Genomic DNA, 11,607 nt, shown 5'->3' on the forward strand with positions numbered 1-11,607 from the left:
GGGGTGGGCGGGTGGGGGATGGTGGTGGCATCCGGGGGGCTCCGGGGGGTCGTCCCCCCGGGCGAAATGACGGGCCATGGCGAAGGCGAACCCGAAGGGCCGCCGAGCACACCACCCCACCGCGAGCTCCCGCGATTGGACTCGAACCAATAACCTGCCGGTTAACAGCCGGCTGCTCTGCCGATTGAGCTACGCGGGATCGTGCGTCCGATGGGGCCTGGGCCCCTGTCGGCGCGTCTAGGTTAGCGCATGTCCGGGGCTGTTCGCGCACACGTTATGGGTGGGTGCGTCGCTGGCGGGTATGGGGGTGTCACGATTCCGCCGTCAGTGGGAGTAGGACATGAAGACGCGCATGATGTTCATGGCAGGCGCCGCGATCGGGTACGTCCTCGGGACGAAGGCCGGCCGGGAGCGGTACGAGCAGATCAAGCGGCTGTCGCAGCAGGTGTCGGAGAACCCGAACGTGCAGGAGGCCGCGGAGAAGCTGCGGGCCAAGGGCGAGGAGTTCGCCGGTGCGGCGCGCGGCAAGGCGAGCAGCCTGAAGGAACGGGTGCCCGAGCAGGTGCCGGGCCGCAAGGCGGACAAGGAGCAGCCCGAGGTGTATCCCGGCTAGAGGCCGGTCTGACGGCGCAGTTCCTCCAGGGCCTGTTCGGCCTGGGCCCTCAGGCCCGGGTCGGACGGGTCCATTCCCGCGTCGAAGACGAAGGTCCAGCGCACGTCGCCGCCGGCGGCGGGGCGCCGGGCGGCGATCCGCACCTTGCCGCCGGGGAGTTGCACCTGGTGGCTGACGGCGATGGTGGCGGTGACGCGTTCGCGGACGGTCTCGGGGACGCGGCCCGGGTCGGTGAGCCGGACGTGGTGCTCGGGGCCCGCCGAGGTCTCGTGGACGTGCAGCCACTCGTCCTTCCAGGTGGCGTGGTCGACGCGCTCCCAGGGGATGCGGGTGAAGCCGCCGGAGAGTGCCGGGACGTGCAGGGCCGTCGTGGTGGCGACGACGTGTGATCCGCCTCGGGTGGGGGCAGTCGCGAGGACGCGTTCGCCGCGGTCGAGGGTGAGCGCGGCACGGACTTCGGCGGGCAGGGAGCCCCTGATCAGGCGCATGATGTCAAAGGTAAGCGATCAGGCGGCCTGGGGGGCGCGGCGGGCCCCGAGTAGGTCGAGGACGAGGGCGGCGGACCAGGCGTAGTCGTGGCTGCCGCGGCCGGTGCCGTCGAACGGGTCGAAGAACTCGCGGAAGCCGGACTGGCGGACGAGCCGCATGGTGGAGCCGTAGAGGAGGTCGGCGACGACGGGGAGGTCGTGGCCGAGGGCGCCGTACCAGACGAGCCAGTTGGTGCTGATCCAGGTGGGGCCGCGCCAGTAGCCGGCGCGGTCGAAGGCGGGGGCCTGGATGTCGCAGGTGGGGACGGGGTAGCCGGCGGCGCCGGCGAAGCGGGCGGACAGCAGCAGGTCGACGAGGCTGCGGACGATCGGGGCGGGCAGTTCGGGGTCGAGGAGGGGGCCGAAGGAGCCGACGGTGATGACGGGCAGCAGCCGGTCGTCGCGGAGGTCGCGGGCGCGGAAGCAGCCGGTCTCGGGGTCCCAGAGGCGGTCGAGGACGGCGCGGTGGACGCGGTCGGCGCTCTCGCGGTGCGGGACGGGGTCGGCGCCGATGATCTGGGCGATGTCGGCGAGGGCGTGGGTGGAGGCGAGGTAGACGGCGTTGACGAGGGGGTCCTCGACGGCGAACGGGTGCGATTCGCGGAGGTAGGCGGGCCGGTAGCCGGCATCGCGCATGAGGGCGACGAGGCGGACGTAGCGGTCGTAGTCCTCGCCGGTGGGGAGGGTGCGGTGCCGCTGGGCGGGCGCGTAGGAGGTCGGCGGGAGCCGGAGGGCGCCGAGGGGCCGGTCCCAGGCGGGGCTGTTGTCGAGCCCGGACTCCCAGGGGTGGCAGATGGCGATGAGGCCGCTGGAGGCGAGGTCGCGGGCGCGGGCGAGGTAGCGGTGCTGGGCGGTCAGCAGCGGGTAGAGGCGGGCGAGGAAGGCCCGGCTGCTGTCCAGGTCGGTGGCGCATTCGTGCAGGCGGAGGGCGGACAGGGCGTGCAGCGGCGGCTGGGTGAGCCCGGAGGTGTGGACGCCGCGGGGCGCGTCCGGGTGCCGTTCGCTGTGCCAGAGGTCGGGGCCGGGGAAGAACGCGTGCCGGGCGAGGCGGGTGTTGAAGACGATGTGCGGGAGCATCCCGTCGGCCCACTGGCCGCGGAAGAGTGAGAGCAGTTCGGCCTCGGCGCGGTCGCGGCGGTGGCGGGCGAGGCCCATGCTGATGAAAGCCGCGTCCCAGCTCCACTGGTGCGGGTAGAGGCCGGGCGAGGCGGCGGTCGCGGTGCCTGTCCAGTTCGCATCGAGAACCCGGGCCGCGGCCTTCCACAGCGCGGTCTCGTCACCGGTCAGACGGGAATTCATGTGGTCCAGGTGACCTCCTCGGCGCGAGGGGGGTTCACCGTGATTCTCGCCTCATTGCACGGCCGCTGCGACCCCTGCGGGGGTGTCGATTCTCAACGAGGACGCACGCTGCACCGTGATTTTTTACGGTTCGGTGGCCCGTTCCAGGAGCCATTCCGCGATCTCCTGGCCTGCGGCGATGCCGCGGGCGGCGGTGACGGCGGTGCGGGGGGACGTCCAGCCGGTGTCGTGGAGTTCGCCGTGCGCGGGACGGATCGACAGGTCTGCGGCGTCGAGCAGCTCGATGTCGAGGAGGGAGTCGCCGGCCGCCAGCGTGGTGGAGGCGCCGGTGCGGCGGGCGATCTCGCCTGCGGCGGCGGCCTTGGTGAGGCAGGCGGGCAGGCAGTAGACCTTGCGGCCTTGCAGGGACGTGCGCCAGCCGCGTTCGGCGCACCAGCCGGTGAGGTCCTCGACCCAGCCGGGCGGCAGCGCGGCCCTGTCGATGACCGTGTAGGCGAACAGGCCGGACGCGGTGCGCCGCTTCAGGACGAACTCGCCGCTCGACTGGGCGAGATGGTGCTGAACCTCCGCGAGCGGCGCACATCCGTCTGCGACCCGGTTTCGGACGGCCTCCGCCCAGTCCGGGTCGTCGTCGCCGTCCACGAGGAGGTGGCCGCCGTTGGCGCAGATCGCGTAGGCGGGCGGCTTCTCCAGCAGGTGGACGCGCCGGTACTGCTCGGGTGCGCGCGTCGTCGTCGGGACGAACGTCGCAGCCGTCGAGAGGGCTTCCAGAGTGCGCGCGGAAGGCTCGGTCATGTAGGAGAGCGGCGCCCCCTGGTAGAACTCCACGCACAGCAGGCGCGGCATGGTCTCGTCTGGCCCGTCCAGTGCGAACGCGGCCTGGGAGTAGATGAGCGTACGGTCGAGGTCCGAGCACACCAGGACGGTCACTGGACAGCTCCCTTGCCAAAGCGGGGGTGGATGAACCCCATGCAGGCGTAGGGGAACCGCTCTGGCTCGACCTCGTGCACGGGGACACCGCGTTCGTCGGCCAGCAGCCGTATGTGCGTCACTTCCGGGCCGGCGTCGGCGCGCACGAAGACCTTCCACGGGACGCGCCGCAGCAGCACCCGTGTCGTCTCCCCGATCCCCGGCTTGACGAGGTTGAGGTCGTCGATGCCTTCGGCTCCGGCGCAGCGCCGCACGGCCTCCCACCCGGACCAGTCGGGCGCGCGATCGGCGGACAGGTGGTCGGGCAGGTCCTTCGCGACGCGTTCGGCGACGTCCGGGAACCGGGCGCACACGGCGTCGAGGAACACGGCCGACACGTCGTCGCCGGCCAGTTCCCGGTAGTACTTCGCGCCGTGGAAGTCGCCCGGCCCGATCAGCGCGGTGTTCAGGACCGTCCGGCTGACCAGGCCCGACACCGTCGAGTTGAGGCAGGCGGACGGGATGAGGAAGTCGTCGCGCGTGCCGTGCAGCGGCGTGCACCGCCCCGGGTCGGCGAGGACCGCGAGGTCGGACGGGAACGGGTGCGGCTCCAGCGCGGCGGTCAGCTCCCGCGTGATCGCGCCCTTGCCCGTCCAGCCGTCGACGAACATGACGGACGCGGGGTCGTGGTGCGCGGCGAGGTACCGCAGCGCCGCGGTGTCGATGCCCCGGCCGCGGACGATGCTGACGGCGTAGTGCGGGAGGTCCAGGCCGTGCGCGTACCGGGCCCAGCGGCGCATCAGGATGCCGACGGGCGTCCCGGCCCGCGCCAGCGACACCAGGACGGCCCGCGGGCCGCGCTCGGCGAGGACCATGCCGGTGACCAGGCCGGTCGCGTACGCGAGCCGCTCCGCCGACGCCTCCAGCGCCTCGTGGAACAGCCGCCGGTACTCCGGGCCCGGCTGGTACTCGACCGGGAGCGATTCGGCGTAGTGGGCGCGCCCCGCCTGGATCGCGGCCTCACGCTCCTCAGTGGGCGCCTCCAGCCGCGCATGCGAGAGGTCCTTGAGCAGCCACGCCACGTCCTCCGCGGGGTAACTGCCGAAGGACGGCCCGTACAGCGGCTTCACGGTTCCCTCCTGCGGGCGGGGACGGTGGCGACCAGCACCGGCGCAAGCGCGCGCAGCCGCGCCAAGAGCCCGCCGGCGAGCGCCGCGGTGTCCCCGACGTCGTCCACCACTAGCACGATCTGGTCGAACCCGCGTTGGCCGGAACCAGGCGCGACGTTGTAGGCGTACCGCTCCCCCGGCCCATCGGCGGGATCGTCGTGGGACGGGAACACCAGGCGCGTCCTGATGGCGTACCCGGGGTCGTCCACGGCGAGCACTGGGGATCGCGTGGTCGTCGAGTAGCGCACGTCCACGGACGGCAGCGCGTCGGCGAGCGCCTCCGCGAGGCGCAGCGGCGCGTACATCAGCTCCTCGAACCCCAGCACGAGCACGTGCGAGACGTCGCCGAGCCCTGCGGCGATGACATCGGCCATGCGGGCGAGGTCCTTCTCCAGCCGCACCCGATGCTCGGGGAGGAAGCCGTGCCGCCCGCCGTCCGGCAGCCCGGCGGGCCAGTCCAGCGCGGCGCGGCGCACCTCGAACGCCGGAGCGTCCGGGACGCAGGCCCCGCCGGAGAGGCCGGCGGTGAGCGCCTGCCCCGCCTCCAGGATCCCGTCGGGAAGCTCGACGCGCCCCCCGGCCAGCGCCACCGCGTCGATGCGCGCGCCCAGCCGGCGGGCGAGGTCGTCCATCCGCGCCCGGTCGGCGGCGCCGCGCAGGTCCACCAGGGCCGCGAGGACGTAGTGGCTCCTCGGCCGGACGGCGTGCAGGGCCTCGATGGTGTTGAGCACCGTCCGGCCGGTGGACAGCTCGTCGTCCACCAGCACCACCGGCGCGTCGCGGTCGAGCATCGCGGGATCGGCGGGCAGCAGCAGATGGCTCGTGGCGTGGCTGTGCTCCTCCTCGAACCCGCCGTAGGCGGCGAATCCGGGCACGGGACGCCGTGTCGAGTGCAGGTAGTAGGCGCCGCCCAGCGCATCCGCCACCGAGTGCCCCAGAGCGGTGGCGGTCTCGGCGTAGCCGAGGACGATCGCGTCCACGGGAGTCCGGGGTGCGCGCATGAGGTCGCGCAGGCCGGCGGCCGCCCCCGGCACCCCGCTCAAGGCGTCCGGCAGGAGCGGACCGGGACGGGACGGCTCCTCGCCCCGCAGGCGCGCGCGCACCAGCTCGCCGAGCAGCAGCCCGGACCCGTACACCAGCCGGGGATCGGTCGGCACGTGCTTGCCCAGCACGGCCGACACCAGCAGGTGCGCGCGGCGCGGGTTGCGGCGCACGGCCAGCCCGACGAGGGACGACAGCCCGGCCCCCACCGGGCGCGGGCCGTCCGCGAGCCGCACCCCGAGGCGCGACGCGACCCAGCGCGAGGAGACCCCGCGCGAAACGTCCCGGTGCGAGGCGACCCCGCGCGAGGAGACCCCGCGCGAGGCGACCCGGTGCGGCGGGACACGGGCGGACGTCACCGGCTGCCCGCCGCTTCGAGCAGCTCGACGAACGTCACGCCCTCGGCCGCGACCCCGAACACCTGGGCGCGCAGCATCAGCCGCCGCGCCCAGGCGCGGTGCGGCTTCGCCTCGTTCATCTTGTTGGCGTAGGAGCTGGCCATCGCCCCGCCGCCGGTGACGCCGAGGATGTCGGCGGCGTCGCAGTACTCCTCGTGCGTCACGACCGACAGGGCGTGGACGGCCGCGACGTGGCTCGGATGTATCACGGTCTTGCCGATGAGGCCGTTGGCCTTGTCCAGGTGGACCTCGCGGATCAGCCCGTCCAGGTCGGAGGTGATCAGCCGCTGCCGCAGCGGCGCCGCCCGCTGCGCCTCGAACGGCGACTGGCGCAGCTGCGGCTTGAAGATCCGCTCCCCCGCCGAGAAGTACTCCCACACCGGCCCGGTCACCACGTAGCCGGTGCCGTCGGCGCGGCCGAGGATGTTCACCACGTCGCTGATCACGCCCGCGACCGGCCGGATGTCGTAGATGGTGACGTCCGGCGGGCGGCGCAGCCCGTACGCGGCCGACAGGTCCGTCGCGCCGAGCCGGACGGCCAGGATCCGCGGCCGGTGCTTGGCCAGCAGCCGCGCCACGTCGTGCAGCATCTCCGCGCGGGTCTCCGCGTACACCGCCTCCGGGCTCTCGATCACCGGCATCGCCAGCAGCCGCTGCCCGGTGCGGTCGGCGGCGTCCGCCAGCGCGTCGAGGAACGCCCCGCCGGCGGCCGCGGTGAACTTCGGCAGCACGAACCCGCTGACCAGCTCGGCGGCCTCGCCGAGCCGGCCGAGCAGGGCGCCGATCTGCCGGGGGTCGCGGACCCGGACGAACAGCAGCGGCGCCTCCGCGCCCCGGCCGGCCAGCGCCCGCAGCTGCGCCACCAGGTTCGCCTCGCCGAACTCGACCTCGTCGTCGCCGATGGCGTCCTCAAGGCAGATGACCAGGCTCATGACGCCGCGCCGCGCCGCCCGCTCGATGTCGGCGGCCAGCGCGGGCCGGGTGGCGGGGCAGTACAGCGTCGCGCCGAGCGCGACCGCCAGCACCGCCGGGTCGTCGTGCCGGTCGAACGGGCGCGGGTGCCGGTAGAACAGGTGCTTGCGACGCGCGGCGTCGATGTGGTCGAAATGCCGCATGGACGGCTGTCAGCCCGTCACAGGTGGGTGGCCACGGCGGGCAGGAGGTGCTGGAAGGTGCGGCCCGTCGCGGTCGCGCCGATCGCCGTCATCGACCAGCCCTGGCCGTCCCGCGACACCTTGGCCATGATCTGCGCGTTGTGCTGCCCGGCGCCGCTCAGGTCGTAGCGGGCGATCTCCTGGCCGGTGGTCTCGTCGACCAGCCGGCAGAACGCGTTCGCGATCTGGGAGAAGTCCTGCCCGGTGAACGAGTTCACCGTGAACACCAGCTGCGTGACGTTGGCCGGGACGCTCTGCAGGTCGACGTTGATGACCTCGTCGTCGCCCTCGCCCTCGCCGGTCAGGTTGTCGCCGGTGTGCTGGACGGACCCGTCCTTGCTGCGCAGCTGCCGGAACCACACCTGGTCGGCGAGGTTCCCGGAGGCGTCGAACAGCAGGCAGGACGCGTCCAGGTCGATCGACTGGGCCCGGCTCTTGCCGAACAGGCCCTTCTTGGCGACGGCGTCCCAGCCGAGCCCCATCCGGACGCGGGAGAGGGTGCCGCCGCCCGGTTTGGCGAGCGAGACCTTCTGCCCCTTCTGCAGCGAGATCGACATCGTTCGGCTCCTTCAGTGCATCGTTGCTGGTCGCGGGGTGGAGTCGGACCGGTCAGACGTTGCTGGAGTGCAGCTGCTTGCCGCCGGACGGCGAGCCGGAGGCCGCGTCGTCCGCGCCGCGGTTGCGGACGACGGAGCTGACGAACGCCGCGATGATCAGCCCGGCGCCGAGCCCGCCGGTGACCCACTCGGGCACGTGGTGCCCGATGCTGATCAGCATGCAGACCGCGAGGGCCCCGATCGCCCAGTGCGCGCCGTGCTCCAGGTAGACGTACTCGTGCAGGGTCCCCTTGCGGACCAGGAAGACGGTCAGGGACCGGATGTACATCGCGCCGATGCCGAGGCCCAGCGCGATGACGATGGGGTCGGTGCTGATCGCGAACGCGCCGATGACGCCGTCGAAGCTGAACGAGGCGTCCAGCACCTCCAGGTAGAGGAAGAGGAAGAAGCCGGCCTTGCCGGTGGCCAGCGCCAGCCCGCTCGGCCCCGACCGCGCGGGCGCGCCGGCCTCGTCGCCGCCGTCCTCGTCGTCGTCCTCCCCCGCCTCGGAGAACAGCTCGCCGAGCCCGTTGACCAGGATGTAGGTCACCATGCCGAGCACGCCCGCGATCATGACGTTGCCCGGGTTCTCGGCGGTCAGCCACGACACGAACGCCAGCGAGCCGCCCGCGATGACCACCGCGAGCTGGTCGAGCCTGCCGATGCGGGCGAGCGGCCTCTCCAGCCACGGCAGCCACTTGTCGGCGCGCTCCTCGAACACGAAGTTCAGGAACAGCATCATCAGGAACATGCCGCCGAACGCCGCGATCATCGGGTACGCGTCGTTCATCAGCTCGTGGTAGCGGTGCTGGTCGTTGAGCGCCAGGTCGAACGCCTCGACGGGCCCCAGCTTGGCGGTGATGCCCACGATCAGCAGCGGGAAGACCAGCCGCATGCCGAACACCGCGATCGCGATGCCGACGGTGAGGAAGATCTTCTGCCAGAAGGGGCTCATCCGGTCGAGCACCTTGGCGTTGACCACGGCGTTGTCGAACGACAGCGAGATCTCGAGGATCGCCAGCACGGCGACGAGGGCCAGCCCGGTCGGCCCGTCGTAGAAGAAGGCGGCCACCAGCCCGAGGGCCGTGATGCCGAGGGACCAACCGAAGGTGCGAAGAATCATGCGCGTATTTCTGCTAGAGAGGGCGGCCGGGCGTGGCGGCCGCGGTGCGGGGTGCGCCGGCGGCTAGCCGACGTTGACGCCGAAGTCGGTCGCGATTCCGGCCAGTCCGGAGGCATACCCCTGGCCCACGGCCCTGAACTTCCATTCGCCGTTGTGCCGGTACAGCTCGCCGAAGACCATCGCCGTCTCGGTGGAGGCGTCCTCGGTGAGGTCGAAGCGGGCGAGCTCGGTGCCGTCGGTCCGGTTGACGATCCGGATGAAGGCGTTGCGCACCTGGCCGAAGCTCTGGTTCCGGTTGTCGGCGTCGTAGATCGACACCGGGAAGACGATGCGCTCGCACTCGGCCGGCACCGCGGTGAGGTCGACGTTGATCGACTCGTCGTCGCCCTCGCCCTCGCCGGTCAGGTTGTCGCCGGTGTGCTCGACCGAGCCGTCCGGGCTGCGCAGGTTGTTGAAGAACACGAAGTGCTGGTCGGACATGACCTTGCCGGTGCTCGCGAGCATCAGCGCGGACGCGTCGAGGTCGAAGTCGGCGCCGGTGGTGGCGCGGACGTCCCAGCCGAGGCCGACGGTGACCGCGGTGAGGTTCGGGGCGGCCTTCGTCAGCGAGACGTTGCCGCCCTTGGCGAGTGAGACTCCCATTATCCGGGCCGTTCCCTTCCTGGTCTGGTGGTCAGATGTTGACGCCGAAGTCCATCGCGATGCCGGCCAGCCCGGACGCGTAGCCCTGGCCGACCGCGCGGAACTTCCACTCCGCCCCGTTGCGGTACAGCTCGCCGAAGACCATCGCGGTCTCCATCGAGGCGTCCTCGGTGAGGTCGTAGCGCGCCATCTCCGCGCCGTCGGCCTGGTTCATCACCCGGATGAAGGCGTTGCGGACCTGCCCGAAGTTCTGCCCGCGGCTGTCGGCGTCGTAGATCGACACCGCGAACGCCACCCGCTCGGCGGCGGCCGGCATCGCGCCGAAGTCGACCTTGATCTGCTCGTCGTCGCCCTCGCCCGCGCCGGTCAGGTTGTCGCCGCTGTGCTCGACGGCGCCGTCCGGCGTCCGCAGGTTGTTGAAGAACACGAAGTGCTGGTCGGTGATGATCTTGCCGGAGCCGTCCAGCACCATCGCGGAGGCGTCGAGGTCGAAGTCCGTGCCGGTCGTGGTGCGCAGGTCCCAGCCGAGACCGACGATCACGGCGTTCAGTCCGGGCGCCTGCTTGGTGAGCGAGACATTGCCGCCTTTGCTCAGGCTGACGGGCACGATGAGCCTCCAAGATCGCATGCCGTACGGGACGCCGTCCCGGCGCCCAGCCTTATCGACGTAGCAGCGATGCTATCCGTTCCATCCGTTTTGAACTCTCCCTCTCTGAGGTGAGGAGATCCGCGGCTCAGGCCGCCTCCCGCCCCGGCGGGGCGGGTCCGGGAGGCACTGTGCACCCGCGACGCCGTCTGATATGCCCTGAGTCGGCGGGAAGTCCGGGCGCGGAACACCCGGCGGCTGGGCCAGACTGGGCAGGGACGAAGGGAGGCAGCGTTGCGGGGAGCGGGCGACCAGCGCCGCCGGGGCGGCCGGGGCGCGCAGGCGGCTGCGGCGGCCGTCGAGGCGCGGGAGGCGGCGGCGGCCGCCTTCTACGACATGGACCAGGCGCAGAAGTACCTCGACGGCCGCGTCACCGTGTTCGAGGACCTGGACGCGGGGGCCGCCGCGCCGGTGCGGCGGGAGTTCGCCGGGCTGTCGGAGGCCGCCGACGCCGCGTCGGTCGCGTACATCTCCGTGCTGGACGCCCACGACCTCGATGACCGGGACCGGTCACCGGCCGAGTACGACGCGGCGCGCCGCGCGTTCATCGCGTCCACCGAGCGGCTGCAGCAGATCACCCGGAACCTGAACGCCTTCGCCGAGCGGCTCGCCCCGAAGATGGCCCGGCTGGAGGCCGCGCTCGACCAGCTGCCGCCCCGGCTGACCGCCGCGCGCGACGCGGTCGCCGCCGCCGACGCGGCCGTCGCGGCCGCGAAGCAGGCGGGGATGGACGCCTCCGAGCCGGAGGCCGAGCTGGCCCGCGCCCGGGAGGTGCTCGCGCAGCTCGGCTCCAAGGGGCTGGGCGGGCTCGGGCTGGACGGCGCGATCCGCCGCGCCGAGGAGGTCCGCGACATCGCCGAGCGGGCCCGGGAGGCCGCCGCGGAGCTGCCGCGGCTCGCGCAGAAGGTCCGCAACTCGCTCGCCTCGGTCCGCACCCGCGCGGACGCCGTCGCGAACCGCGTCGGGCCCGTCCAGGAGGCGATGCGGGTGCTGCTCCGGAACTACTCACAGGCCTGCTGGCAGGACCTCAGGGGCGCCCCCGACTCCATCGAGGCGGCCGTCACGCGGGCCCGCGAGCGGCTGAACGAGGCGTCCGCGCACGCCTCCCGCACCGAGTGGCGGGAGGCGCAGCGCGCGCTGACCGCCGCGCGCACCGAGCTGAACGCCGCCGACCGCCGCGCCGGGCAGGTCACCGGGCGGGTGGACGAGCTGAAGGCGGTCGCCGCCGACCCGGCGAAGTCCGCCGAGGGCGCCCGCTTCGCCGTGCGGGACGCGCAGCGGCTCGCCATGGCGCAGCCGGGCGGGGCCCCGCCGCACCACGCCCGGGCGCTGGACGGGCTCGTCGAGCGGCTGGAGAACGCGCCGAAGCGGCTCACCGGCGTCCACCCCGACTACTGGGGCTACCTCCAGGAGCTGGAGTCCATCAAGACCGCCGCCGGGGACGTCGTGGCCCGCATCCGCTCGGAGCGCGCGGGCCAGGGGTAGCCGCG

12 protein-coding genes and 1 tRNA gene are annotated in these 11,607 nt (G+C 72.8%); 2 read left to right on the forward strand and 11 right to left on the reverse strand.

Translation table 11 applies throughout. The features are described from left to right. Positions 1–126: 126 nt before the first annotated feature. Positions 127–199: transfer RNA gene (locus tag ABTW95_RS32010), tRNA-Asn, on the reverse strand. A 141-nt stretch (positions 200–340) separates the two neighbouring features. Here ABTW95_RS32010 and ABTW95_RS32015 point away from each other — a divergent pair. Continuing rightward, positions 341–613: a YtxH domain-containing protein gene (locus ABTW95_RS32015; RefSeq protein ID WP_396447001.1), complete on the forward strand. Its 273-nt coding sequence runs from the start codon at positions 341–343 to the stop codon at positions 611–613. Here ABTW95_RS32015 and ABTW95_RS32020 read toward each other — a convergent pair. From ABTW95_RS32020 to ABTW95_RS32065, 10 genes are all read right to left on the reverse strand, one after another. Then, positions 610–1,101: a hypothetical protein gene (locus ABTW95_RS32020; protein ID WP_396447002.1), complete on the reverse strand. Its 492-nt coding sequence runs from the start codon at positions 1,099–1,101 to the stop codon at positions 610–612. The genes ABTW95_RS32015 and ABTW95_RS32020 overlap by 4 nt on opposite strands. Before the next feature lie 18 nt (positions 1,102–1,119). Then, positions 1,120–2,439 (reverse strand): MGH1-like glycoside hydrolase domain-containing protein, encoded by a 1,320-nt coding sequence (locus ABTW95_RS32025; protein WP_396447003.1) that lies wholly within the window; start codon positions 2,437–2,439, stop codon positions 1,120–1,122. A 123-nt stretch (positions 2,440–2,562) separates the two neighbouring features. Further along, positions 2,563–3,369, reverse strand: a complete 807-nt coding sequence (locus tag ABTW95_RS32030) for an HAD family hydrolase (RefSeq protein WP_500228264.1) — start codon at positions 3,367–3,369, stop codon at positions 2,563–2,565. Next, complete coding sequence (locus ABTW95_RS32035) at positions 3,366–4,478, reverse strand: cysteine protease StiP family protein (RefSeq protein ID WP_396447005.1); 1,113 nt, start codon at positions 4,476–4,478, stop codon at positions 3,366–3,368. Before ABTW95_RS32035 ends, ABTW95_RS32030 begins: the two co-directional genes overlap by 4 nt. Then, positions 4,475–5,917 carry a phosphoribosyltransferase family protein gene (locus tag ABTW95_RS32040; protein ID WP_396447006.1) on the reverse strand — a complete coding sequence of 481 codons (1,443 nt, stop codon included), beginning with the start codon at positions 5,915–5,917 and terminating at the stop codon, positions 4,475–4,477. The genes ABTW95_RS32035 and ABTW95_RS32040 overlap by 4 nt, the downstream gene beginning before the upstream one ends. After that, positions 5,914–7,071, reverse strand: a complete 1,158-nt coding sequence (locus ABTW95_RS32045; RefSeq protein WP_396447007.1) for an HpcH/HpaI aldolase/citrate lyase family protein — start codon at positions 7,069–7,071, stop codon at positions 5,914–5,916. The genes ABTW95_RS32040 and ABTW95_RS32045 overlap by 4 nt, the downstream gene beginning before the upstream one ends. Before the next feature lie 17 nt (positions 7,072–7,088). Beyond that, complete coding sequence (locus ABTW95_RS32050; protein WP_396447008.1) at positions 7,089–7,667, reverse strand: TerD family protein; 579 nt, start codon at positions 7,665–7,667, stop codon at positions 7,089–7,091. A gap of 52 nt (positions 7,668–7,719) precedes the next feature. Further along, the gene (locus tag ABTW95_RS32055) at positions 7,720–8,829 is read right to left on the reverse strand and encodes a DUF475 domain-containing protein (RefSeq protein ID WP_396447009.1); all 1,110 of its coding nucleotides are present in this window, start codon (positions 8,827–8,829) and stop codon (positions 7,720–7,722) included. 63 nt (positions 8,830–8,892) lie between these two features. Further along, positions 8,893–9,471 (reverse strand): TerD family protein, encoded by a 579-nt coding sequence (locus ABTW95_RS32060; RefSeq protein ID WP_396447010.1) that lies wholly within the window; start codon positions 9,469–9,471, stop codon positions 8,893–8,895. Between the two features lie 31 nt (positions 9,472–9,502). Continuing rightward, entirely contained in the window at positions 9,503–10,078 is a 576-nt protein-coding gene (locus tag ABTW95_RS32065) for a TerD family protein (RefSeq protein ID WP_500228265.1), read from the reverse strand. Positions 10,079–10,351: 273 nt separating this feature from the next. Between ABTW95_RS32065 and ABTW95_RS32070 the strand changes: the two genes are divergently transcribed. Further along, a complete protein-coding gene (locus ABTW95_RS32070; protein WP_396447012.1) occupies positions 10,352–11,602 on the forward strand; it encodes a molecular chaperone DnaJ in 1,251 nt (416 codons plus the stop codon). The last annotated feature ends 5 nt before the right edge of the window (positions 11,603–11,607 follow it).

This window comes from Spirillospora sp. NPDC127506, from assembly GCF_040302145.1.
Lineage (GTDB): Bacteria > Actinomycetota > Actinomycetes > Streptosporangiales > Streptosporangiaceae > Spirillospora.